We start from the raw sequence: 23,843 nt of genomic DNA on the forward strand, positions 1-23,843 counted from the left end.
GGGCCGGCCCGGGGCGGTCAACTGGACGGCGATAACTTATCGGCGTTCATGTATGAAAACGGCCGCGCCGCGGGCGATCTGTGACCGAAATACATCGCTTTTGTCGCGAACGCCGAAAAATGAACGGCGTTATTCCTGGGCTTCCTGCGTCACAATTGACGATCGGGTGCAAATCCAAAGAGCAGAATCGTCGTTATTTGAAGTGGACCTGGCCTTTTACTCGGAGTCCGCCGGGTGCTTCCGATTCCGCTGCGGAACGCGCATATGGGCGCCATGACCGACGCCGCCCTCGTCCTGTTCTCCGGCGGACAGGACTCCACCGTCTGCCTGGCCTGGGCCCTCGAGCGCTACGCGCGCGTCGAGACGGTGGGCTTCGACTACGGCCAGCGGCATGCGGTGGAGCTCGAGGCGCGCGTCGCGGTGCGCACGGCCATCGCCGAGCGCTTCCCGGCCTGGGCGGCGCGGCTCGGGCCCGACCACATGCTGGACATCCGCGGCTTCGGCCAGGTCGGCCAGTCGGCCCTGACCACCGAGCGCGCGATCGAGATCGGCGAGAAGGGCCTGCCCAACACCTTCGTGCCGGGGCGCAACCTGGTGTTCTTCACCTATGCCGCGGCGCTCGCCGACCGGCGGGGGCTGAAGGCGCTCGTCGGCGGCATGTGCGAGACCGACTTCTCGGGCTATCCGGACTGCCGGCGCGACACGCTGGACGCCATGGAGGCGGCGCTGAACCTCGGCATGGCGCAGGATTTCCGGATCGAGACGCCGCTGATGCGGCTGACCAAGGCCGACACCTGGAGCCTCGCCAAGGGGCTGGGCGGCGATCCGCTGGTGGAGATCGTTCGAGCCGAGAGCCACACCTGCTACCTCGGCGAGCGCGGCGCGCTGCACGACTGGGGCCATGGCTGCGGGACCTGCCCGGCGTGCGAGCTGCGGGCCAAGGGCTGGGAGGAATGGCTGGCGCAGGGCCGTCCGGCGATCGCCTCATGAGCTACGCGGTGAAAGAGATCTTCCTCACCCTGCAGGGCGAGGGCGGCCAGGCGGGCCGGCCGGCGGTGTTCTGCCGCTTCGCCGGCTGTAACCTGTGGAGCGGGCGCGAGGAGGACCGGGCCGGCGCGGTCTGCACCTTCTGCGACACCGACTTCGTCGGCATGGACGGGGAGGGTGGCGGCCGCTTCGCCTCGGCCGAGGAGCTGGCGGCGGCGATCGAACGGGCCTGGGCCGGCGGGCCGAGCGAGCGGCTGGTGGTGCTGACCGGCGGCGAGCCGCTGCTGCAGGTGGACGATGACCTGATCGCGGCGCTGCACGGGCGCGGCTTCTCCATCGCGCTGGAGACCAACGGGACCCTGGAAGCGCCGAAGGGGATCGACTGGATCTGCGTCAGCCCCAAGGCCGATGCGCCGGTCGTCCAGACCTCGGGCCAGGAGCTGAAGCTCGTGTTTCCGCAGGCCAAGGCGCCGCCCGAGCGGTTCGAGCACCTGGCTTTCGAGCGTTTCCTGCTGCAGCCGATGGACGGGCCCGAGCGCGAGGCCAACACCCGTGCCGCCATCGCCTATTGCCTTGCCCACCCCCGCTGGCGTTTAAGCGTCCAGACCCACAAATACCTGGGCATCGCCTGAGCCGCCGGCTCGGCCGCCCCTCAACAGATCCTCCTCATGAGCTCCGCCATCTTCGAGATCACCAAGGCTGCGACCTTCGACGCGGCCCACAACCTGCCGGACGGCCCGTCGGGCAGCCCCTACACGCGCCTGCACGGCCACTCGTTCAAGGTGGAGGCCACCGTCCGCGGCGAGGCCGTGCCGCCGGTCGGCTGGGTGGCGGACCTGGGCGAACTCGACCGGGCGCTGCGCGCCGTGGCGCTCGAGCTCGACCACGGGCTGTTGAACGACAAGCCGGGGCTCGAGAGCCCGACCCTCGAGCACATCTGTCTCTATTTCGCCGAGCGCCTGAAGCCGGCGTTCCCGGGCCTGTCGCGCGTGGTCGTCTCGCGACCGACGATCAACGAGAGCTGCGCTTTGGTGCTCGGGTGAAGGTCCTCCCCCGCGGGGAGGATCTCAGTCGTCATTCTTGTCGCCGAGCGGGGTGACCGCGTCGACGGCGACGTGGCCGACGTGGACCGTGGTGGCGGCGGCCTTGGCGGTGACGCCGACCGCCGCCCCGGCGACGCTGGCGGCGAGGCAGCCGGACAGGCCGAGGGCGCAGGCCGCCAAGACGGCGGCGCGAAGGGCGATGGACTGAAGACGCATGGCGGTTTCCCCGAACTCGCGGGCGACCATGCCAGACGAAGCGGCCCGAATGAGGGCGGCTATTTGTCCTTCTTGTCGGTCGAGCGGCGCCACGGACCGGTGAAGTTGGGGTCGGCGCGGCGGCGGCGGTCGGGACCGAAGTAGTCGGCGGTGCGCACGAAGGGCCGCGGATATTCCACCACCTGGGACAGGCGCTCGATGACGCCGCGGGCGGTGAGCGGCTTAGCCAGGAACTCGTTGACGCCGGCGTCCCGCGCCTCGGCCACGCGCTGCATGGTGGAGTGGCCGGTGATCATGATGACCGGCACCATCGGGTTGGGGCTGTCGGGCGAGTTGCGCAGCAGGCGGACGAAGTCGATGCCGTCCAGCGGCTGCATCGACAGGTCCGTCATGACGATGTCGACGGGGAAGTTGCGCATGGCCTGGAGGCCCTCGGCGCCGTCGTTCGCCTCGTGGATTTCCTTGACGCCGATGGCGCGCAGAATCTCGGCCAACAACACACGCATGTAGTGGTTGTCGTCGACGAGCAGGATCCGAAGCAGGTCGTAACGCAATCTGTCCGCCGTTCCCCAGAGGCGAAGTCCGCGCTGATTACGGGTCGGTAAGGAGTCAGGTCAACCCGAAAAGAAGTCCGGCGACGGCGGAGTTAAACCCTTGTCACGAGTGAATTATCACCCTGCAAGCTTAACTAGAGTCACTTAACCGACGTAAGTTGCGTCAGGCCCGAGCGCTCGCCCCCGGCGCGAAGGCTCCGCCGCCGGTCTGGGCGCGATGCCGCAGGAAGGCGTCGGCGAGCACGCAGGCGGTCATCGCTTCGACCACCGGAACGGCGCGGATGCCGACGCAGGGGTCGTGGCGGCCCTTGGTGCGCAGCTCGATCCCGCGGCCCTGTTCGTCGAGGGTCTGGCGCGGCGTCAGGATCGAGGAGGTGGGCTTGAAGGCGACGCGGGCGGTCACCGGCTGGCCGGTGGAGATGCCGCCCAGCACGCCGCCGGCCTTGTTGGACGAGAACAGCGGGCCCTCGTTGCCCATCCGCATCTCGTCGGCGTTCTCCTCGCCGGAGAGGGCGGCGGCGGCGAAGCCCGCGCCGATCTCGACGCCCTTGGCGGCGTTGATCGACATCAGGGCCGCGGCGAGCTCGGCGTCGAGCTTGCCGTAGAGCGGCGCGCCCCAGCCGGCCGGCACGCCGACCGCCTCGACGGCCACCACGGCGCCGGTGGAGGAGCCGGCCTTGCGGACCTTCTCGAGGTGCTCTTCCCAGACGGGAACCATGTCGGCGTCCGGACACCAGAAGGGGTTGTTCAGGGTCTCGTCCCAGTCGATCCGCGCCGGATCCACGGCGTGGGGGCCGATCTGGACCACGGCGGCCTGGATGCGGACGCCCGGCACCACCTTGCGGGCGATGGCGCCGGCGGCGACCCGGGCCGCGGTCTCGCGCGCCGAGGAGCGGCCGCCGCCGCGATAGTCGCGCACGCCGTACTTGGCGAAATAGGGGTAGTCGGCGTGGCCGGGCCGGAAGGCCTGGGCGATCTCGGAATAGTCCTTCGAGCGCTGGTCGACGTTCTCGATCATCAGCGAGATCGGCGTGCCGGTGGTGACCTGGCCACCGAATTCCCGGGCGGTCCTTTCGTCGGCGAAGACGCCGGAGAGGATGCGCACCGCGTCCGGCTCCTGGCGCTGGGTGACGAACTTGCCCTGGCCGGGGCGGCGCTTGTCGAGGAAGCCCTGGATGTCGGCCTCGGTCAGGGCGATGCCGGGCGGGCAGCCGTCGACGACGCAGCCCAGCGCCGGCCCGTGGCTTTCGCCCCAGGTGGTCACGCGGAAGAGATGGCCAAAGGTGTTGTGCGACATCGAGGCGCTTCTAGCGGAACCGCGGGCGGACGCGAAGCGCGTTCCCGCGCGGGAGACCTAGGCTGACCTAGGCGGCCCAGGCGGCGGTGAAGCGGCGCAGGAGCACGCGGGCGGCGCTGTCGAGGGCGCCGGTCCTGGGCGCCAGGCGCACGAAGAGATGGCCCTGGGGGTGGCGGCCGCGGGCGGGAAGGCCGAGGCCGGGCGCCCGCAGGAGGCGGCGCTCGCCGGCCTTCTTTGTGACCCACAGGATGCGGCGGCCGATGGGCGTGACGACCGGCACCCGGCCGCCTTCCGCCAGCAGCCGCGGTGGCACCGCGACGGTGATCCACAGGTCGTCGCCGCGGACCAGCATGCCGTCCTCGCTGCGGATGACGACGTCGAGCATCTCGTCGCCAGCGCGGACCTGGTCGCCGTTGCGCAGGCCGACCGGCAGCTTGATGCGCAGCATGCGGCCGTCCTTCAGCCGGTGGTCGGCGTGGCCGCCGGACCAGGCCTGGACGGGGCTGATCTCGAGCACGCGCGCGTCGCGGGGGTGCGCGGCGGTCTCGGCCGGAGTCTCGTTGGCGGGCGCGGCCTGCTCGAGGCGGCGGTAGGCGGCCATCACCCGCAGGAAGGCCTCGGGCGAGCCGCCCTGGTCGGGATGGGCGGTCTTGGCGGCTTCGAGGTAGGCGCGGCGGATTTCGGCGGCGGTCGCGTTGGCCGCGACGCCGAGCAGCGCGCGGGCTTCGGGAAGCGAAATCTCGGTCGCAGGACGCCCCATGGCCACAAGCTTCGCGCCGCAGCGGTCAATGCCGGGTTAAGCGGCGAAGGCTTGGGCTCGCGGCGGCGCAGGTTTGCGCGCTATATCCGGGCCATGACCGACAAGGCCCCGATCCCGCCCTCGCCGAGCGAAGACGACTATGTGCGCCAGGTGACCGCCGCCGAGCCGCCGCCGCTGCTCAGCGAGGAGGATCCCTTCGCCCTGTTCAACGAGTGGCTGACCGAGGCCCTGGCCAAGGAGCCGAACGACGCCAACGCCATGGCCCTGGCCACCGCCGACGAGAGCGGCCTGCCGGACGTGCGCATGGTGCTGCTGAAGGACGCCGATCCGTCGGGCTTCGTGTTCTACACCAACCTCGGCAGCGCCAAGGGCCGCCAGCTCGCGGCCAATCCGCAGGCGGCGCTGCTGTTCCACTGGAAGTCGCTGCGCCGGCAGGTGCGGGTGCGCGGCCAGATCTCGGCGGTGAGCCCCGAGGAGGCCGACGCCTACTGGGCGACGCGGGCCAGGGCCTCGCAGATCGGCGGCTGGGCGTCCGAGCAGTCGCAGACCCTGCCGGACCGCCTGGCGCTGGAGAAGCGGATCGCCGAGGTGGGCCTCAAGTTCGGGCTCGGCAAGGTGCCGCGGCCGCCGCACTGGTCGGGATTCCGCGTCACGCCGCAGGCGATGGAGTTCTGGCGCGACCGGCCGTTCCGGCTGCACGAGCGCCTCGTCTTCACCCGCGCCGCCGGCGGCTGGACCACCCGGCGGCTGTTCCCTTGAGCGAAGGCGAGGCGGCCGAGGTCGCCGCCTGGCTCGGCGGCCAGGCGGAGCGGGTGGTGGAGACGGCGCTGGCGCGAGTGTTCCTGACGCCGGAGGCGGCCTTCAAGCTGAAGCGGCCGGTGAACCTCGGCTATGTGGACTTCACCACGCCCGCGCAGCGGCTGTGGGCGCTGGAGCGCGAGCTCGCCTTCAACAAGCCGGGCGCGCCCGACATCTATCGCGCCGTGCGGCGGATCACCCGCAAGGCCGGCGGCGGGCTGGAGTTCGACGGCCCCGGCGCGGTGGTCGAGCACGTGCTGGAGATGCGCCGCTTCGCGGACGCGGCTGTGCTGGCGGCGAGCCCGCAGACGGTGGACGGAGAGCTGGCCGAGGCGCTGGGCCGTACCATCGCGCGCTTCCACGCGGCGGCTGAGCGGCGGGACCGCTCGGGCATGAGCTTCACCGTGCCGTCGAACGCGCGGCTCCTGGAAGAGCTGGCGCCGGATCTTGGCGAGGGGCCGGTGCGCGAGCTGATCGCGCGCACGAATGCGGAGTATGCGCGGCTCGGGCCGCTGCTGGCCCGGCGCGTGGCGGAAGGCTTCTCGCGCCGCTGCCACGGGGACCTGCACCTCGGCAACATCCTGGTGGAGGACGGCAAGCCGGTCCTCTTCGACTGCATCGAGTTCAACGACGAGCTGGTGGAGATCGACGTCCAGTACGACCTGGCGTTCCTGATCATGGACCTTCAGTTCCGCGGCCGGCGGGACGCGGCGGTGCGGGTGCTCTCGGCCTATCTGGACGAGGCGGCGCGGAGCTTCCCCCCGAGCCTGTGGGAGGGGCTGGCGGCGCTGCCCCTGATGCTGTCGGTGCGGGCGGCGGTGCGGGCGCACGTGCAGTCGCACCAGGGCGACGTGGCCGGCGGACGCGCCTATGTGGCCGAGGCCCTGCGGCACCTCTCGCCGAGGCCGCCGGCGCTGGCGGCGGTGGGCGGCCTTTCGGGCACCGGCAAGACCACCTTCGCGCGGGCGATCGCCCCGGCTGTCGGCCCCTCGCCCGGCGCGGTGATCCTGCGCACCGACGAGATCCGCAAGCGGCTGATGAACGTCGAGCCGACGACGCGCGTGGATGCGTCGGCCTATGCGCCCGAGTTCTACGAGCGGACCTACGCCACCATGATCGACAACGCCCGCGCGGCGCTGAAGGCGGGCCGGGGCGTGATCCTCGACGCGACCTTCATCGATCCGGAGCTTCGGGCGCGGGCCGAGCGGCTGGCGGCCGAGTGCGGCGCGCCGTTCCACGGCGTCTGGCTGGACGCGCCCGCCGAGGTGCTGGAGGCGCGGGTGGCGGGGCGGACGGGCGACGCCTCCGACGCCACGGTGGAGGTGTTGCGCGGGCAGATCGCGCGGCTTTCGCAATCAGAGGTTGGCTGGACGCGGGCGGACGCCACCCGGCCCACGGAAGCGGCGGCCCAGGCCTGGCTTGCCGAGGCGGGCCTGGTTTGATTATCGCTGTTCAGGAATCTAGTTTTCGATGAAGCCCGAAGGGCTCACCTGGGAGGATTTTCAATGCTCGGCCTGATGCAGAACTGGCCTCTGACGGTCGACAAGATCCTCGATCACGCCGCCAAGTGGCACCCGGACGTGGAAGTGGTCAGCCGCTCGGTGGAAGGCCCGATCGTCCGCACCACCTACAAGCAGATCCACGAGCGGGCCAAGCGCCTGTCCAACGCGCTCGCCAAGCTGGGGGTGAAGACCGGCGACCGGGTGGCGACCCTGGCCTGGAACACCGCCCGCCACATAGAGGCCTGGTACGGCATCATGGGCATGGGCGCGGTCTGCCACACCCTGAACCCGCGGCTGTTCGCCGACCAGCTCTGCTACATCATCAACCACGCCGAAGATCAGATCATCTTCACCGACCTGACCTTCGTGCCGATCCTGGCCGAGCACCGCGCAAAGATGCCGACGGTGAAGCACTTCGTGGTCATGACCGACGAGGCGCACATGGGCGAGGCAGCGGCGCTGGAAGGGGCGCTGTGCTTCGAGACCCTGATCAAGGAGGCCTCGCCCGAGTTCACCTGGGGCGGTTTCGACGAGAACACCGCGGCGGGGCTCTGCTACACCTCGGGCACGACGGGCAATCCCAAGGGCGTGCTCTATTCGCACCGCTCGAACTTCCTGCACACGCTGGTGACCATGAGCACCGACGTGATGAACCTGTCGGCCCGGGACACGGTGCTGCCGGTGGTGCCGATGTTCCACGCCAACGCCTGGGGCCTGGCCTTCTCCTGCGCCGCGGTCGGCGCGAAGCTGGTGATGCCGGGCCAGAAGCTGGACGGGGCCTCGATCCACGAGCTGATCGAGAGCGAGGGCGTGACGTTCTCGGCCGCGGTGCCGACCGTCTGGCAGATGCTGCTGACCCACCTGCGCGAGACCAACGGCGGCGTGCCGACCATGAAGCGCGTGGTGATCGGCGGCTCGGCGGTGCCGGAAGCCATCGTGCGCGCCTTCAAGGACGAATACGGCGTCGAGGTGACCCACGCCTGGGGCATGACCGAGACGAGCCCGCTCGGCACCCAGGCGACTCCGGACGCCGAGATCGCCCGGATGCCGGAGGAGGAGCGGCTGCGCTACACCCTCAAGCAGGGCCGCCCGCCGCTGCTCGTCGACCTGAAGCTGACCGACGATGCGGGCAAGGTGCTGCCGCACGACGGGTCGACCTTCGGCAAGCTGAAGGTGAAGGGGCCGTTCGTGGTCGGCGAATACTTCCGCGGCGACGGCGGCGAGATCCTGGACCAGGACGGCTACTTCGACACCGGCGACGTGGCGACCATCGACAGCCACGGCTTCATGCAGATCACCGACCGCGCCAAGGACGTGATCAAGTCGGGCGGGGAGTGGATCTCCTCGATCGAGATCGAGAACATCGCGGTCGGCCACCCGAAGGCGGCGATCTGCGCGGTGATCGGCGCGGCCCACCCCAAGTGGGACGAGCGGCCCGTGCTGCTGGTCAAGCTGAAGGAAGGCGAGACGGCGACCAAGCAGGAGTTTCTCGAGTTCCTCGAGGGCAAGATCGCCAAGTGGTGGACGCCGGACGACGTGGTGTTCGTCGAGGAGATCCCGCTCGGCGCCACCGGCAAGATCGACAAGAAGCTGATCCGCGACCGGATGAGGGACTACGTCCTGCCGACCGCGCAGAAGGTGGGGGCCTGATGGCTCCCACACCCCTGGATACTTCCTTGGATTAGCCGGCCTGCAGGCCCTGGGCGCCCGTGCGGTCGCGGGCGTCGCCGAGCTGGGAGCCGCCGTCGCAGTCGAGGATCGTGCCGGTCACGTACTTGGCCGACTCCGAGACCAGGAAGACGGCGCTCTCGGCCACTTCCTCCACCTCGCCCATGCGGCGCAGCGGGATGCGGGCGTTGAGCGCGGCGTCGGCCTCCGGCGTCGGCGACAGGCGGGCCATGCCCTCGGTGCCGCGGATCGGCCCCGGCGAGATGCCGTTCACCCGGACGCCGGCCGGACCCCATTCCATGGCGAGGACGCGGATCAGCTGGTTGATGCCCGCCTTCGCCGCGCAGACGTGGGCCTGCATCATCGCCGGGTTCACCGCCTGGCCGGCGGTGATGGCGATCAGCGAGGCGCCGGGGATGTTGAGCAGGTCGTAGCAGGCGCGGAAGACGTTGAAGGTGCCGTTGAGGTCGATGTCGACCACGGTGCGGAAGCCGTTGGCCGACATGCCCAGCGCCGGGGCGACGAAGTTGCCGGCCGCGCCGGAGACGACGATGTCGAGCTTGCCGAGCTTGCCGGTGGCTTCCTCGAGGGCGGCGCGGATCTGGCCGTAGTCGCGCACGTCGCAGGAGAGGCCGAGGGCGTCGGGGCCGATGCTGGCGGCCGCGGCGGCGGCCTTCTCCGGATTGCGGCCGGCGACGGCGACCTTGGCGCCGAGCTCGGCGTAGCGCTTGGCGATGCCGAGGTTGATGCCGCTGGTGCCGCCGGCCACGAACGCCGTCTTGCCGGCCAGCAGGTTGTCCTTGAAAGCGCTCATGTTTCCGACCCTTCGATGATGGTTGTCGCGAGGCTTGCCCGGGGTTCCCGGAGGTCAGTCAAAGAGATCAGGCGAAGAGGATCAGACCAGGCGGTAGATCGACAGCGGTCCGGGCGCGCCGTCGGTGACGAGGCGGCGTTCGCGGACGAGGTGGATCATGGCCGCCAGCATGGAGCGGGCGGCCGCCGGGTGCAGGCGGGCGTCGACGTCGGCATAGAGCCGCGGGACGAGGTCGCCGATCGTCGCGGGGCCGGCCTTCAGGGCCGCCAGCACCTGGTCGATCCGCTCCTGGCGGTGCTCGATATAGGCGTCGATGAACGGGCCCGGCTCGGTGACCGGCGGGCCGTGGGTCGGCCACAGGGTCGAGAAGCCGCGCTCACGGATGCGGGCGAGGCTCGCCAGATAGTCGGTCATGTCCCCGTCCGGCGGGGTGATGACCGTGGTCGACCAGCCCATGATGTGGTCGCCGGTGAAGCAGGCGTTCTCTTCCGGCAGGGCGAAACACAGGTGGTTCGAGGTGTGGCCCGGCGTCGGGATCGCCTCCAGCGTCCAGCCGGGTCCCTCCACCTTGCCACCCTGGCAGAGGCTGACGTCGGGCGCGAAGTCGAGGTCGTGACCGGCCTCCATCTTCACCTCGGCGTCGTCGCCCTGGGCGTGGGCGACCGCGCAGCCGTAGATCGGCGCGCCGGTGCGGGCCTTCAGCGGGCCGGCCAGGGGCGAGTGGTCGGAATGGTGGTGGGTGATGACGATGGCGCTGACCCGCTCGCCCGGGATGGCGGCGAGGATCGCCTCCAGATGGGCGGCGTCGTCGGGGCCGGGATCGATCACCGCCACCTCGTCGCGACCGACGATGTAGGTGCCGGTGCCGAGGAAGGTGAAGGGGCCGGGGTTGTTGCAGATCACCCGCCGGATCAGCGGCGAGACCTGGTCGCAGCGGCCATAGGCGAAGTCGAGCTGGCGGACGTAGGGGATGCCCATGGTCGTCAGCCGCCGAGCGGGCCGGAGAGATCGTAGCCGGCGCCGTGGCCGAGGGCGATCAGCTCATCGCGGCTGTGGCCGCCGGAGAGCGCCTGGGAGAGCGACCAGGTGACGATGGAGCGCGTCCCCGAGCGGCAGAAGGCCAGCACCGGGTGCTGCGCCTCGGCGAAGATCCGCCCCATGGTCTCGACCTGCTCGGGCGTCGGCCCGCCGCGCACCGGCACGTGGAAATAGGCGAGCCCCGCGGCGCGGGCGGCGGCCTCGATCTCGTGGCCCGACGGCTGCGAGGGGTCCTCGCCGTCGGGGCGGTTGTTGATGATCGTCTTGAAGCCGGCCGCGGCGGCGGCCTCGACGTCGGCCACGGCGATCTGGGGGCTGACGGAAATGTCGTCGGTGACGCGTCGGAAATCGGTCATGGCGTGTCGGCTCTCCAGATGGGTTCTTCGGCGGGCGGGCCCCTTCGTTGACATCAATAGGGGGCGATGGAAGTTTCGCAATCGCCCCGGCTCACCAGGCTCTCTCACCGGGCTCTCTCACCAGGCCCTCCCACCCGGCTCTCACCCGCGAGGTCTCAGCGCGCGATGCTCCGCTTCATCGGCCGGCGCCTGCTGGTGGCGATCCCGACCCTGTTCGCGGTGGTGACGCTGGCCTTCTTCATGATGCGGGCCGCGCCCGGCGGGCCGTTCGACACCGACCGCAAGCTCGCCCCGGCCATCGAGCGGAACGTCCGCGAGAAGTACGGGATGAACAGGCCGCTGGCCGTGCAGTACGCCGACTATCTGGCCGGGGTGGCGCGCGGCGACCTCGGCCCGTCGCTGAAGTACAAGGACAAGTCGGTCGGCCAGATCCTCAGGGAGAACGCGCCGGTGAGCCTGCGGCTCGGGCTGTCGGCCATCGTGCTGGCGCTGGCGGCCGGGATGAGCCTCGGGGTGATCGCGGCCCTGCGGCAGAACGGGGCGGCGGACTACGGGGTGATGGCGCTGGCCATCCTCGGGGTCTGCGTGCCGACCTTCGTGACCGCGCCGCTGCTGATCCTTCTCTTCGCCTCCAAGCTCGGCTGGCTGCCGGTGGCGGGCTGGAACGGCGGAGCCGTGGCCAACATGGTGCTGCCGGTGGTGGTGCTGGCCCTGCCGCAGATGGCGATCATCTCGCGCCTGACCCGGGCCGGGATGATCGAGGCGCTGCGCTCCAACTATGTGCGCACGGCGCGCGCCAAGGGCCTGCCGGCGCACCGCATCGTCACGCGCCACGCCCTGCGCGCTGCGATCCTGCCGCTGGTGAGCTACCTCGGGCCGGCCTGCGCGGGCCTGCTCACCGGGTCCCTGGTGGTCGAGAAGATCTTCAACCTGCCGGGGCTCGGGAAGTTCTTCGTCATCTCCGCCCTGCAGCGCGACTACACGGTCGTGATGGGGATGGTGATCGTCTACGCGGGCCTGATCCTGGTCCTGAACCTCGCGGCCGACGTGCTGCAGGCCGTGCTCGATCCCAGGGTGCGACTGTCGTGAGCGAGGTGAAGGGGCGCAGCCTGTGGGACGACGCGCGCCGGCGGCTGCTGGCGAACCGCGCGGCCATGGCCGGCGCGGCGCTGCTGGCGGTGCTGGTGGTCGCGGCCCTGGCCGGACCGGCGCTCAGCCCCTTCGCCTACGACGCGGTGAACAAGGGCGACGTCTGGGCGCCGCCCCTGACCCACGGCCACCTGCTCGGCGCCGACGCCCTGGGACGCGACCTCCTGGCCCGGCTCCTGATGGGGCTTCGGGTGTCGCTGGCGATCGGGCTGGTGGCGACCCTGGTGTCGCTGGTCATCGGCGTCGCCTGGGGTGCGGTGGCGGGCTTCGCCGGCGGGCGCGTGGACGAGGCGATGATGCGGATGGTCGACGTGCTCTATTCCCTGCCGTTCATCTTCTTCGTCATCCTCCTGATGGTGACCTTCGGCTCCAACGTGATCCTGATCTTCGTGGCGATCGGAGCGGTGGAGTGGCTGACCATGAGCCGCATCGTGCGCGGCCAGACCCTCTCGCTGAAGCAGCGCGAGTTCGTCGAGGCGGCGCGGGCGGCCGGCCTCACGCCCGCCGGCATCGTCCTGCGCCACATCGTGCCCAACCTCCTGGGGCCGGTGGTGGTCTATGTGACCCTGACTATCCCGGCGGTGATCCTGGCGGAGAGCTTCCTGAGTTTCCTCGGCCTGGGGGTGCAGCCGCCGATGGCGTCCCTCGGCACATTGATCGCCACCGGGGCCGAGGACATGGAGCTGGCGCCCTGGCTGCTGGTTTTCCCGTCAGGGTTGATGGTGGCGGCGCTGATGAGTTTCAACTTCATCGGCGACGGCCTGAGGGACGCGATCGATCCCAAGGACCGATAGTGGCGAGGAAGAGGCCGTTTGCGACCCTGGGGTGGCGGCAAGATCATCCACGCAACTGTCATATTTACCCTTCTTTAGGGAATTAACGTCCGCCGCCCCGGCCTCCCCAGGCAAAAAAGTTTCGCAAAACGCGCCGGTGCGACAATCTGTGACCAGAATGCGACACGTCGGCTCCGACAATGTGACGGCGGCGTAATCTGCGTTGACCCTGGTTCGCTTAGCCCCGTAACTCCGGCGTAACCGGACTCGATACCGACTCCGGGACCGCACTTATTTGGGGAGCCGTCCGCCGTCCGTACTATCCCGGCCGCGGATCGCTGGAGGATCTAGACCTTGAAAATCACGGCAACTCGGGAGCGCCTGCTGGCGTCTTCGATGATCTGCGGCGTCGCCCTGCTGGGCGTGTCCGCGACGCAAGCTGCGGCCCAGACCGCCAGCGGCGGCAGCCAAGTCAGCGAAATCGTCGTCACCGGCTCGCGCATCCCGCAGCCGAACCTGACCAGCGCCAGCCCGGTCACGGTCGTCGGCGCCCAGGACATCAAGCTCCAGGGCGTGACCCGTACGGAAGACCTGATCAACAGCCTGCCGCAGGTCGTCGCCGCCCAAGGCGCCGGCGTGTCGAACGGCTCGCAGGGCATCGCGACGGTCGACCTTCGCGGCCTCGGCCCGGCCCGTACCCTGGTCCTGATCGACGGCCGCCGCGTCGTCCCCGGCGACCCGCGTAACCCCGTCACCGACCTGAACTTCATCCCGTCGCCGCTCGTCGAGCGCGTCGACGTCCTGACCGGCGGCGCCTCGGCCGTGTACGGTTCGGACGCCGTCTCGGGCGTCGTGAACTTCATCATGATGAAGAACTTCGAAGGCGTCCGCCTCGACGCGGAAGTCGGCGAGTACCAGCACAACAACGACGACAGCTTCATCCAGGGCGTCAACAAGACCCGCGGCTACACCGCGCCTAACGGCAGCGTGTGGGACGGCCGTCAGACCACCTTCACGGCGGTCATGGGCATCAACAGCTCGGACGGCAAGGGCAACGCCACCGTCTACGCCGGCTACCGCTCGGTGAAGGCGATCCTGCAAGCGGCCCGCGACTACAGCTTCTGCTCGCTGCAAGAGCGCGCTCCGCCGACCAACATCCGCTGCGGCGGCTCGGGCACGACCCCGGCGGCCCACTTCTTCTCCAACGACCTGGCCAACGCCAGCCTGCCGTACGAGTTCACGGTGGACACGGCCGGCCCGGGCAACACGGTGAAGGCCGGCAGCGACCTCTTCAACTTCGCGCCGTTCAACTACTACCAGCGTCCGGACGAGCAATACACGGCCGGCGCCTTCGCCCACTACGAGTTCAGCTCCAAGCTGGATGCGTATGCGCAGATCATGTTCATGGATGACCACACCCGTGCGCAGATCGCGCCGTCGGGCATCTTCGGTCAGACCTTCAACATCTCCTGCTCGAGCCCGCTGCTCTCGGCCCAGGAAGTGCAGACCTTCTGCACCAACGCCGGCCTGACCGCCGCCGACTCGGCCTCGCTCGCCATCCTGAAGCGGAACACCGAAGGCGGTAACCGCATCGACGACCTGCGCCACACCGACTACCGCATCGTGGTCGGCGCCAAGGGCGACCTGAGCGACAACTGGAGCTATGACGCGTATGGCCAGTTCGGCCGCGCCATCCTCAACGAGCACTACCTCAACGACTTCTCGCTGCGCCGCCTGACCAACGCCCTGAACGTCACCACCGACGCTTCGGGCGCGATGATCTGCGCCGACGCCTCGGCCCGCGCCGAGGGCTGCGTGCCCTACAACATCTTCAAGGTGGGCGGCGTCACGCCGGCGGCCCTGGGCTACGTCTCCACTCCGGGCTTCCAAGAGGGCGCCACGGAAGAGACCGTGGTCAACGCCTCGGTGACCGGCAAGATTCCGGCCCTGAAGAGCCCCTACGCCACCGACCCGATCGGTGTCGCGGGCGGTGTGGAATACCGTCGTGAAGCCCTCGACCTGTCGGTCGACGCCGAGTTCCAGTCCGGTGACCTCACCGGCCAGGGCGGCCCGACCCCGCCGGTGGGCGGCAGCTTCGACGTGTACGAACTGTTCGGCGAAGCCCGGATCCCCCTCGCGCAGGACATGCCCTTCGCGAAGGACCTGAGCCTCGACATGACCTACCGCTACTCGGACTACTCGAGCTCGGCGGGCACGACGAACACCTACGGTATCTCCGCGGACTGGAAGCCGATCGACGACCTCCGCTTCCGCGCCAGCTACCAGCGCGCCGTCCGTGCGCCGAACGTGGTCGAGCTGTTCACCCCGGCCGCCGTTGGCCTGGGCCTCAGCAACGACCCGTGTGCCGGCTCCGCGCCGAAGGCGACCCAAGCCCAGTGCCTCCGCACCGGTCTGACCGCCGCCCAGTACGGCCACATCCCGTCCAACCCGGCCCAGCAGTACAACTCGCTGGCCGGCGGCAACACCAACCTGAAGCCGGAAGAAGCCGACACCTACTCCGTGGGCGTGGTGCTGACCCCGACCTTCCTGCCGGGCTTCACCTTCTCGGTCGACTACTTCGACATCAAGGTGAACGACTACATCAACGGTCGTGACCCGAACCTGGTGCTGACGTCGTGCCTGCAGACGGGCGACCCGACCAACTGCGCCCTCGTGCACCGCGCGCCGGGCACCGGTTCGCTGTGGCTCGGCCAGGCCGGCTACGTCGAAGGCATCAACACGAACCTGGGCTACCTGCAGACCAAGGGCGTGGACGTCGAGGCGACCTACCGCACCGACCTGGGCCGCTTCGGCCTGGACAACTGGGGTGGCGTCAACGTCAACTTCAACGGCACCTATCTCGACGAGCGCGTGACCAACCCGCTCATCAAGATCACGGACGCCTCGGGCAAGGTCTACTCTTCGTATGACTGCGCCGGCCTCTACGGCGCCACGACCTGCGCCCAGCCCCGTCCGCAGTGGCGTCACCGCATGCGCGTGACGTGGAACACGCCGGTCGACGGCCTGCAGATCTCGGGCGCCTGGCGCTACATCGGCAGCGTCAAGGCCAAGCAGACGTCGAGCAACCCGTTCCTGTCGGGCACGGTCTACTCGTTCGATCAGAAGCTGGCGGCCCAGTCGTACTTCGACCTGGCCGGCACCTGGCACATGAAGGACCACTACACCTTCCGTGTCGGCGTCAATAACGTGTTCGACAAGCAACCGCCGCTCGTGGGTTCCGTGATCGGTGGCAACTCGATCTACTTCAACGGCAACACCTATCCGACGGTGTACGACGCTCTCGGCCGCTTCGCGTTCGCGAGCATCACCGCCGAGTTCTAAGCCGGCGAGTAGCTGACAAGGATCGGGCGGCGGACTTCGGTCCGCCGCCCTTTTCTTTTGCGCAAAAGAAGAGCGCCGGGCCCGCGAGGACCCGGCGCTTTCTTTTTCCGCCCGTAGCGGTGGGACTAGTCCTCGATCCAGGGCTCCAGGATCGGCATGACCGGGGCGAGCTGGGCCTCGTAGCGGCGCCATTGGCCGACGCCCTCGCCGAAGATCCCGCCGGCCACCTGGGCGGCGCTGGGGGTGGCGATGTCGGCGGCCCGGGCGGCGCCGGCGAACGCGCTCATGGCCGCATCCTGCGGCAGGCCGAGGAAGGCCGCGAGCCGGCCGGTCTCGGTCGGGACGTCGGCGACGAGCTGCTCGTAGGGAAGGACGTGGACGTCGAGCGGCAGGGTCGCGAGGTAATCGCGGGCCAGGCGCATGACGGCGTCGTAGAACCGCGCCGTCCCCTCGAGCGTCAGGAACTCCCAGCTCGCGCCGTTGACGACGAACTGGCGGCGGAAGCAGCTCAGCACCACGTCGCGCGGGTCGCGGCGCACGAACAGCACCTTGGCGGCGGGGAACAGCTTGGCGATCAGCGGCAGGCCGATGGTGTTCATCGGCAGCTTGTCGACGAAGGTCTTGCCTTCGACCTCGGCGCCGAAGTCGGCGACCCGGCGCCAGTAGGCTTGCCGGTAGCCGTCGAGCTCCGCCGGCGTGGCCGCCGCCAGCCGGGCAAGGCCGTCCTCGTCGGACATGAACTCGACGCCGGGCTGGGCGAGGGTCTCGAGCTCGTCGAGGGTGGTCACCTGCGGGTGCGCGTCCAGCACCTGGCCGACCAGCGTGGTGCCCGAGCGCGGGAAGCCGAGGACGAAGGCGTGGCCGGCGGCCGGAGAGGCCCCCGGCCTGGCGCTCCAGTCCGCACCCTTGGCGGCGGCGAAGGCGCGCCCCAGGCGCTCGACCACGGCCAGCCCGCCGGCCCCTTCGAAGCGCGGGGCGTAGAGCGTGCGCAGGGTGGCGTTGGCCTGTTCGTAGGCGGCGAAGGCTTCGGCCGGCTTGTCCTGGCGATCGAGGGCGTCGCCGATCACGGTGTGGGCCACGCCCTGTTCCTGCGGATGCAGGCTCGGATCGGCGAGCAGGCCCTGGGCTTCGGCGATGGCCGCGGCGGGGTCGCCCTCGCCGAGGGCCGCCATGGCCAGGGCCAGTCGGCCGCCGGGATCGCCGCGGGCGATGGCGAGGGTCGCCTCGGCCGCCTGGCGCGCGTCGGCCCACTGGCCGGCGCGGGCGGCGAGCAGGGCCAGCCCCGCGTGGGCGCGGACCGAGCCCTTGTCGGCCTCGATGGCGCGGCGGTAGTCGCGTCGGGCGCCGGCGATGTCGCCGAGGTTCTCGAGGACCCATCCGCGGTTGACCAGGGCCGGGGCGTAGTCGCCGCGCAGGCGCAGGGCCTCGTCGAGCGCGCCGAGGGCTTCCTCCAGCCGGCCCTGCTCGGACAGGGTGAGGCCCAGCATGTCGTGGACGGTGAAGTCGCCCGGCGCAGCCTCGAGGGCGGTGCGGAAGTCGGCCTCGGCCTCAGCGGGGCGGCCCGACTGCTCGTGCTCCAGCCCGCGCAGCTTGTAGAACAGCGGATGGCTGAGGCCGTGGTGCAGGCCGGCGCCGGCCAGGAAGAAGGCCTTGGTGAGATCGCCCGCCTGGGCGGCGGCGAGAGTCTCGTTGAACAGCTCGATCTCGTCCTCGGTGAGAGGGGATCCGGACGTGGACATTATGCGAAGGTCTCCTGGCCGCCCCCAGCGGCGCCGGCGGTCCCGCTCGGCCCCTGGCCCGCGAACCGCGAAATGATCATGATGCTGGAATGACCACAGCCGGCGCATCCCTTCAATCCCTCACCGATCAGGCGGACGCCCTGAAGGCGGCGGGACGGCTGGGCGAGGCGGCGCAGGCCTATGCCCGGGCCGCCGCGCAATATCCGCGCAGCGCCGTGGCCGAGCACAATCTGGCCGCCACGCTCGGGGATCTGGCCCGCTACGGCGAGGCCGAGGCGCGCGCCCGGGCGGCCTTCGCCAAGGGGCTCGATGCGCCGGAGACCTGGATGGTCCTGGCCCGCGCCCTGCAAGGCCAGCGGCGGTTCGACGAGAGCGAGGCCGCGTTCGCGGAGGCCCTGCGCCGGCGTCCAGCGATGGCCGAGGCCCATCGGGAGCTGGCGCAGCTGATCTGGATGCGCACCGGCGACATCGGCGTCGCCACGCGGGCGCTCGATCGGGCCATCGCCGGCGAGCCGCAGAACCCGGTGTTGCGGCTGGTGAAGGCCAAGGCGCTGGAGTTCGCCGGCGACGAGGCGGGCTCCTACCGCGTGCTGCGCGAGGCCGCGGCCGGGCGCGACGACTATGTCCTGGAAGCCATGGCCGCCGACGCGGCGGCGCGGATCGGCGAGGCGGAGGTCGGCCTCGCCCATGCCGACCGGGCGCTGCGCCTGGCGCCCGGCGAGCGGCTGACCCAGACCACCTTCGCCCAGGCCTGCCTGGCGGCGGGACGGCCGGAGGCGGCGCTCGCGGCGCTGATCGACCTGCGACGGCAAGCGCCCCAGGACCAGCATGTCATCGCCCTCCTGGCCACCGCCTGGCGGATGCTGGACGATCCCCGCTACCGCGCCCTCTACGACTACGACGCCTTCGTCGGCCAGGAGCGGCTGGCGACGCCCGACGGCTGGCCGGACCTCGAGGCCTATCTCGCCGATCTCGCCTCGGCGCTGCTGGAGGTCCATGCGTTCTGGACCCATCCGTTCGACCAGTCGCTGCGCGGCGGCAGCCAGGCGCCGGACATCCTCAATGAGGAACATCCGGCGATCCGCGCCTTCCCGGCGGCGCTGGGGCCGGCGGTCGCGCGGCATCTTCAGAGGCTCGGCCAAGGGCCCGATCCGGTGCGGTCGCGCAACACCGGCCGCTGGGCCTTCCAGGGCGCCTGGTCGGTGCGGCTACGGCCCAACGGCTTCCACGCCAACCACGTCCATCCGCAGGGCTGGCTGTCGTCGGCCTGCTACGTCGCCCTGCCGAAGGCGGTGGAAGGCGCCGGCCGCGAGGGCTGGCTGAAATTCGGGGAGCCGGGGATCCCGACGCGTCCGGTGCTGGAGCCGGAGCACTTCGTGAAGCCGGAGCCGGGACTGCTGGCGCTGTTCCCGTCCTACATGTGGCACGGCACCGTGCCGTTCGGCGGGGAGGAACCGCGCCTGACGATCGCCTTCGATCTGGCGCCGGCCTAGCCGACTTCGACGCCCGCGGCGGCGAGGGCCCGGCGGAGCGGTTCAAGCTGGGCTTCGTAGCGGCGCCAGCCGCCCACCCGCGCGGCGCTGATCGGTTCCCGCACCTGGGTGATGCTGGCGGTGCGCACCGCGCCCGGCGTCTTGTGCGGCTCCAGGCAGGCGGGCTCGAAGGCGAGGCCGCAGGCGGCGAGGATGCGGCGGATCTCCGCCTCCGGGTTGGCCACCAGGGTCTCGTAGGAGACCTCGATCAGGGCATCGCCCAGCGTCTCCGCCCAATGGGCCATCAGCCGCTCGTGGGTGAGGTAGTGCGCGGCGAGGTCTTCCTGGCGATAGGACCAGCCGTACCAGCTCGCGAAGCGGATCTTGTAGGCGCCGAACAGCGAGTCCATCGGCGCGCGGCGCAAAAGGATGATCCGGGCCTGGGGCAGGGCGCAGCGGATGGCCCCGACCAGCAGGCTGTTGGCCGGAAGCTTGTCGATGAAGAACGGCGTCCCCTGGCCGAGCGGCCGGACGGCGGCGGCGTAGAGCTCGCCGATGTCGCGCCAGTCGGCGCCGGCCGTGGCGCGGACGAGCTCGGGCGTGATGGCGCGGCGGTCGGCGAGCGCGGCCGCGGCGCGGAACAAGATCGGGAAGGTCGGCAGCTCGCCCAGCGCCTCGACCTGGCTGTGGGCGGCGAGCATGCGCTCCAGGAGCGTCGTGCCCGAGCGCGGCAGGCCGAGGATGAAGATCGGGGTCGGGCCCTCCGACGCGAGGTCTTGCGCGGCCGGCGCGGCGGGGAAGGTTTCGATCAGCGCGTCGGTCAGGGCCTCCTCGCCCTCGGCCGACCAGTCGACGGTGGACTTGGCCCAGCAGGCGGCGTTGGCGTCCTCCAGGACCGCCCAGGCCTCGTCCGTGCGGCCGAGGTCGTCGAGCTCCTTGAACAGGGCGAACCCCAGGCTGCCCCGGTCGAGGGGCGGCGTGGCCGGGTCGGCGCGCAGGGCGGCAAGGCGCGAGACGTGGTTTCGCTCGGGCGTCCAGCGGCGGAGCTGGGCGAGCGTGGCGTGCGGCTGGACCATGGCGGGCGAGAGGGCGATCGCCTGCTCGAACACCACCTCGGCCTCGTCCAGCCGGCCCTCCGACATGTAGGCGAGGCCGAGCTCGCCGAGCAGGTCGGGCCAGTCGGGACGACGCTCGCGCGCCCACTCCAGATGCGGCAGGCCGCGGTCGTTGCGGTTCATCCGCGCGAAGGCGGCGCCGATACGCTGGCGCACCAGGGGGTCCGGGATCTCGGCGCGCTCGACCGCCTCGGCGCACTCCAGGGCCTCGGCCCAGAACCCTGTGTTCGACAGGCAGCGGGCGAGCTGGCTCGTCAGGTTGGCCCAGCCGATCGAGCCCGGCGGGGTGCGCTGGGCGGCGATCCGCAGCGGCTCGACCGCGTCGCCGAAACGGCCGAGCTCGGCGGCCGCCACGCCCCAGATGGCGAAGGCCTCGCCGAGCCGGGGGTCGAGGCCGGCGGCCTCGCGCGCCGCCTCGAGCGCCGGCTCAAGCTGGCCGGCCTGGGCGTGACCGCGGGCGGCGGCCAGGGAGGCTGCGGCATTTGGACCTGGGCCTGGGGCGGGTGGCGACGACAAATTCAGTTCTCTCAAGCCTTTGCCGGATTCCGTCGTTCGGATAGACAGGTTCGGTGTCGGTGTTCGCCAATCGCGGATCCGCCGACAAGCGCGTCTGGGGACGCGTCTTGGGGGAATCGCACGTGCAGGCCATCCACGCCCCGGACGATGTTGTGGAGCAGATGGGCGCCGCCGCCAAGGCGCTCGCCGCCGGGGACGCCGGCGCGGCCCGCCAGACCCTGCAGCGCGTCCTGGCGAAGGACCCCAGGAACCTGCCGGCCTGGCTGAACCTCGCCGCCGCAGCGCGGGCGATGAACGACTACGACGCCGCGCTCGGCGCGCTCGAAGGCGCCCTCAAGCTCGACCCGCGCAACTTCTTCGCCCTCCTGGGCCGCGCGACGCTGCTGGAGCGGATGGGCCAGGCCAAGGCCGCGGCGCACGCCTATGGGGTGGCCCTGACCCAGGTCCCGCCGGACGACCGGCTCGATCCGAACAGCCGCCGCGCGGTCGCTCACGCCCGCGCCGTCCACGCCCGCCACGTGGACGAGCTGGAAGGCTTCATCCGCGACAGCCTGGCGGCCGCCATCGGCGACCCGGGACCTTCGGCCGCCCGGCGCGCCAGCCACTTCATCGACCTGACCCTGCGCAAGCGGACCAACTATCGCCAGGAGCCGGTGGAGTTCTTCTATCCGGGCCTGCCGGCCATCGAGTTCTACGACCGCGAGCTGTTCCCGTGGCTGGCCGAGCTGGAGGCGGCGACGGCGGACATCCGCAAGGAGCTGATCGCGGTCTTCGAGGAGGATGCGCAGAGCCTCGTCCCCTACATCGATTATCCGGACAGCGTGCCCCTGGACCAGTGGGCCGAGCTCAACCGCTCGAAGCAGTGGAGCGCCTATCACCTCTACCTCTACGGCGAGCGGGTGGAGGAGAACTGCCGCCGCACGCCCAGGACCATGGAGGCGATCAGCCTGATCCCGCAGCCGCAGGTGCCGCGGCGCTCGCCGGCGGCGATGTTTTCGGTGCTGCAGCCGCGCACGCGCATCCCGCCGCACACCGGCGTCGCCAACACCCGCCTGCTCGTCCACCTGCCGCTGATCGTGCCCGAGGGCTGCGGCTTCCGGGTCGGCGGCGAGACGCGGCCGTGGACGGAAGGCGAGGCCTGGGTGTTCGACGACACCGTCCAGCACGAGGCCTGGAACGAGTCCGACGAGCGGCGGACGATCCTGATCTGCGACCTGTGGAGCCCGTTCCTGAGCGAGGTCGACCGGGAGATCATCACCCGGGTGATGGACGCCATGGACGTCTACACCGAGACCGCCCCCAGCTCAGACCTGTAGGCCCGATCTCAGACGCCGGCTCAGTTGTCGCGGTGGACGCGGATGGTCGGCTGGCCGTCGACGCTCATCTTGAAGCTGCCGAGCGCCGCGCGTTTGACCACCACCTTGTCGCCGCCCTTTGGGTCGCGGAACAGGTCGCCGTCGATCTGGCGCCAGATGGCGCCGTCCTCGAGGACGAAGGTCCACTTGCCCATGGCGTCGGCGCGGGCGGACTTCACCACGCCGGTCACCTGGTCGACCTCCTCCGGCGCCAGGGCGCGGGTGACGAAGGCAAGGCTCGGCACCCGCAGGCCGAAGGCCTCGCGGTGCGCCTGCTGGGCCTGGGCGCGGTCGATCACCACGATGTCGCCCTTGGCCTCGGCGTCGCCCATCTTGGCGGCGGCGGCGTCGTAGCAGGCGAGCCGCGCCGCCGAGTCGGTCATGGCCCGGCAGTTCAGCACCGCCTGGACGACGGCCGCGTGCTGGCTGGCGGCGCTGTCCTTGGCGAGCGCCAGCCCCGGCAGGGCGAGCACGGCGAAGGCGGCGGCGGCGGCGAGCGGGGCGGGGTGCTGGGCGAGGCGCATGTCGGCTCCGGTGGACGCAGAGGGCGCGCGCGAGTGACTCGCGCGGAGCGGGACTGTCGCATGGCGCCGCTGGCCTTGTCGCCTGCGCGTTGTGGGGTCCCACGGCGGATGCTACCCCTGGCGCCGCAAGGGAACGGCGTCAGATGTTTCTAGAGATTCCGGACGTGCTCACCGCCGAGGAGGTGGCGCAGCTGAAGTCCATCGCGCAGAGCGCCAAGTTCGTCGACGGGCGGATCTCCTCGCCCCACTCGACGGTGAAGGACAACCTGCAGGTCGACCACGCCGACGAGGGCTATCAGGTCTCCTCCCGGATGATGGCCACGGCCCTGCAGCGCAACGAAGCGTTCCGCAACTACGCCTTCCCGGCGCTGATGGCGCCGCCGCTGCTCGCCCGCTACGAGCCGGGCATGAAGTACGGCGTCCACTCCGACTCGGCGGTGATGACGGTGGGCCAGCGGCAGCTCCGCTCGGACCTGTCCTGCACCATTTTCCTGAACGAGCCCGAGGCCTACGAGGGTGGCGCCCTGGCCGTGCACCTCGGCTCGCGGGTGATCGAGTTCAAGCTGAAGCCGGGCGATGCGGTGGTCTATCCGTCGACGACCTTGCACGAGGTGACGCCGGTGACCCGGGGCGAGCGGCTGGTGGGGATCACCTTCATCGAGAGCCAGATCGTCGATTCCACCCTGCGCGAGCTGCTCTACGACCTCGACGAGGTGGCGGCGCTGGAGGGGTTCAACATGTCGCCGGAGAACCGAACCCGGCTGCAGCACGTGCGCACCAACCTGCGGCGCATGTGGAGCGCGACGAAGTAGGCGGGGCGGCGGC

General features: G+C 70.7%; 22 protein-coding genes. 12 read left to right on the plus strand and 10 right to left on the minus strand.

Annotation, left to right across the window (positions count from 1 at the left end; genetic code table 11):
- The first annotated feature begins 264 nt into the window (after positions 1–264).
- Genes queC through DJ017_RS07805 form a run of 3 tightly spaced genes read left to right on the plus strand, consistent with a single transcriptional unit; the run spans position 265 to position 2,030 of the window.
- On the plus strand, positions 265–990 hold the full coding sequence (gene queC / locus DJ017_RS07795; protein WP_111528184.1) for a 7-cyano-7-deazaguanine synthase QueC: 726 nt from the start codon (positions 265–267) through the stop codon (positions 988–990).
- Positions 987–1,619 carry a 7-carboxy-7-deazaguanine synthase gene (gene queE, locus DJ017_RS07800; RefSeq protein WP_111528185.1) on the plus strand — a complete coding sequence of 211 codons (633 nt, stop codon included), beginning with the start codon at positions 987–989 and terminating at the stop codon, positions 1,617–1,619. Before queC ends, queE begins: the two co-directional genes overlap by 4 nt.
- Before the next feature lie 36 nt (positions 1,620–1,655).
- Positions 1,656–2,030, plus strand: coding sequence for a 6-pyruvoyl trahydropterin synthase family protein (locus tag DJ017_RS07805; RefSeq protein WP_111528186.1), 375 nt, complete (start codon positions 1,656–1,658; stop codon positions 2,028–2,030).
- A 24-nt stretch (positions 2,031–2,054) separates the two neighbouring features.
- On the opposite strand, the gene DJ017_RS07810 is transcribed toward DJ017_RS07805, so the two are convergent.
- The 4 genes from DJ017_RS07810 to DJ017_RS07825 all read right to left on the minus strand — a co-directional run bounded on the left by DJ017_RS07810 (position 2,055) and on the right by DJ017_RS07825 (position 4,857).
- Positions 2,055–2,246 carry a hypothetical protein gene (locus DJ017_RS07810; RefSeq protein WP_133255411.1) on the minus strand — a complete coding sequence of 64 codons (192 nt, stop codon included), beginning with the start codon at positions 2,244–2,246 and terminating at the stop codon, positions 2,055–2,057.
- Between the two features lie 59 nt (positions 2,247–2,305).
- Positions 2,306–2,800 carry a response regulator gene (locus DJ017_RS07815; protein WP_111528188.1) on the minus strand — a complete coding sequence of 165 codons (495 nt, stop codon included), beginning with the start codon at positions 2,798–2,800 and terminating at the stop codon, positions 2,306–2,308.
- A gap of 163 nt (positions 2,801–2,963) precedes the next feature.
- Positions 2,964–4,097: a chorismate synthase gene (gene aroC, locus DJ017_RS07820; RefSeq protein ID WP_111528189.1), complete on the minus strand. Its 1,134-nt coding sequence runs from the start codon at positions 4,095–4,097 to the stop codon at positions 2,964–2,966.
- A gap of 67 nt (positions 4,098–4,164) precedes the next feature.
- Positions 4,165–4,857, minus strand: coding sequence for a DnaJ domain-containing protein (locus DJ017_RS07825; protein WP_111528190.1), 693 nt, complete (start codon positions 4,855–4,857; stop codon positions 4,165–4,167).
- Positions 4,858–4,950: 93 nt separating this feature from the next.
- Here DJ017_RS07825 and pdxH point away from each other — a divergent pair, with 93 nt between their 5' ends.
- From pdxH to DJ017_RS07840, 3 genes are all read left to right on the plus strand, one after another.
- Complete coding sequence (pdxH, locus tag DJ017_RS07830; protein WP_111528191.1) at positions 4,951–5,616, plus strand: pyridoxamine 5'-phosphate oxidase; 666 nt, start codon at positions 4,951–4,953, stop codon at positions 5,614–5,616.
- Entirely contained in the window at positions 5,613–7,097 is a 1,485-nt protein-coding gene (locus tag DJ017_RS07835) for a bifunctional aminoglycoside phosphotransferase/ATP-binding protein (RefSeq protein ID WP_111528192.1), read from the plus strand. The genes pdxH and DJ017_RS07835 overlap by 4 nt, the downstream gene beginning before the upstream one ends.
- Before the next feature lie 63 nt (positions 7,098–7,160).
- Positions 7,161–8,807: a long-chain-fatty-acid--CoA ligase gene (locus tag DJ017_RS07840; protein WP_111528193.1), complete on the plus strand. Its 1,647-nt coding sequence runs from the start codon at positions 7,161–7,163 to the stop codon at positions 8,805–8,807.
- Between the two features lie 31 nt (positions 8,808–8,838).
- Here DJ017_RS07840 and DJ017_RS07845 read toward each other — a convergent pair whose 3' ends face one another.
- The 3 genes from DJ017_RS07845 to DJ017_RS07855 form a co-directional block, all read right to left on the minus strand.
- On the minus strand, positions 8,839–9,639 hold the full coding sequence (locus tag DJ017_RS07845; RefSeq protein WP_111528194.1) for an SDR family oxidoreductase: 801 nt from the start codon (positions 9,637–9,639) through the stop codon (positions 8,839–8,841).
- 81 nt (positions 9,640–9,720) lie between these two features.
- The gene (locus tag DJ017_RS07850) at positions 9,721–10,617 is read right to left on the minus strand and encodes an MBL fold metallo-hydrolase (protein WP_111528195.1); all 897 of its coding nucleotides are present in this window, start codon (positions 10,615–10,617) and stop codon (positions 9,721–9,723) included.
- Between the two features lie 5 nt (positions 10,618–10,622).
- Entirely contained in the window at positions 10,623–11,033 is a 411-nt protein-coding gene (locus tag DJ017_RS07855; protein ID WP_111528196.1) for a TIGR01244 family sulfur transferase, read from the minus strand.
- Between the two features lie 165 nt (positions 11,034–11,198).
- Between DJ017_RS07855 and DJ017_RS07860 the strand changes: the two genes are divergently transcribed.
- The 3 genes from DJ017_RS07860 (at position 11,199) to DJ017_RS07870 (ending at position 16,297) form a co-directional block, all read left to right on the plus strand.
- Entirely contained in the window at positions 11,199–12,122 is a 924-nt protein-coding gene (locus DJ017_RS07860) for an ABC transporter permease (RefSeq protein WP_111528197.1), read from the plus strand.
- The gene (locus tag DJ017_RS07865) at positions 12,119–12,976 is read left to right on the plus strand and encodes an ABC transporter permease subunit (RefSeq protein WP_227000063.1); all 858 of its coding nucleotides are present in this window, start codon (positions 12,119–12,121) and stop codon (positions 12,974–12,976) included. The genes DJ017_RS07860 and DJ017_RS07865 overlap by 4 nt, the downstream gene beginning before the upstream one ends.
- Positions 12,977–13,309: 333 nt before the next feature.
- The gene (locus DJ017_RS07870) at positions 13,310–16,297 is read left to right on the plus strand and encodes a TonB-dependent receptor domain-containing protein (RefSeq protein ID WP_227000064.1); all 2,988 of its coding nucleotides are present in this window, start codon (positions 13,310–13,312) and stop codon (positions 16,295–16,297) included.
- 125 nt (positions 16,298–16,422) lie between these two features.
- On the opposite strand, the gene DJ017_RS07875 is transcribed toward DJ017_RS07870, so the two are convergent.
- A complete protein-coding gene (locus tag DJ017_RS07875) occupies positions 16,423–18,036 on the minus strand; it encodes a tetratricopeptide repeat-containing sulfotransferase family protein (RefSeq protein ID WP_165830563.1) in 1,614 nt (537 codons plus the stop codon).
- A gap of 89 nt (positions 18,037–18,125) precedes the next feature.
- Here DJ017_RS07875 and DJ017_RS07880 point away from each other — a divergent pair, with 89 nt between their 5' ends.
- Positions 18,126–19,529, plus strand: coding sequence for a 2OG-Fe(II) oxygenase family protein (locus DJ017_RS07880; RefSeq protein ID WP_111528199.1), 1,404 nt, complete (start codon positions 18,126–18,128; stop codon positions 19,527–19,529).
- Here DJ017_RS07880 and DJ017_RS07885 read toward each other — a convergent pair.
- Positions 19,526–21,139: a tetratricopeptide repeat-containing sulfotransferase family protein gene (locus DJ017_RS07885; RefSeq protein ID WP_111528200.1), complete on the minus strand. Its 1,614-nt coding sequence runs from the start codon at positions 21,137–21,139 to the stop codon at positions 19,526–19,528. The two genes, DJ017_RS07880 and DJ017_RS07885, sit on opposite strands and share 4 nt — an antisense overlap.
- Positions 21,140–21,246: 107 nt before the next feature.
- Here DJ017_RS07885 and DJ017_RS07890 point away from each other — a divergent pair, with 107 nt between their 5' ends.
- Positions 21,247–22,455: an aspartyl/asparaginyl beta-hydroxylase domain-containing protein gene (locus DJ017_RS07890; RefSeq protein WP_133255412.1), complete on the plus strand. Its 1,209-nt coding sequence runs from the start codon at positions 21,247–21,249 to the stop codon at positions 22,453–22,455.
- Positions 22,456–22,475: 20 nt separating this feature from the next.
- On the opposite strand, the gene DJ017_RS07895 is transcribed toward DJ017_RS07890, so the two are convergent.
- Positions 22,476–23,018, minus strand: coding sequence for a hypothetical protein (locus tag DJ017_RS07895; protein ID WP_111528202.1), 543 nt, complete (start codon positions 23,016–23,018; stop codon positions 22,476–22,478).
- Between the two features lie 143 nt (positions 23,019–23,161).
- Between DJ017_RS07895 and DJ017_RS07900 the strand changes: the two genes are divergently transcribed.
- Positions 23,162–23,830: a Fe2+-dependent dioxygenase gene (locus DJ017_RS07900; RefSeq protein ID WP_111528203.1), complete on the plus strand. Its 669-nt coding sequence runs from the start codon at positions 23,162–23,164 to the stop codon at positions 23,828–23,830.
- Positions 23,831–23,843 lie beyond the last annotated feature (13 nt).

It is taken from the genome of Phenylobacterium soli, from assembly GCF_003254475.1.
Lineage (GTDB): Bacteria > Pseudomonadota > Alphaproteobacteria > Caulobacterales > Caulobacteraceae > Phenylobacterium > Phenylobacterium soli.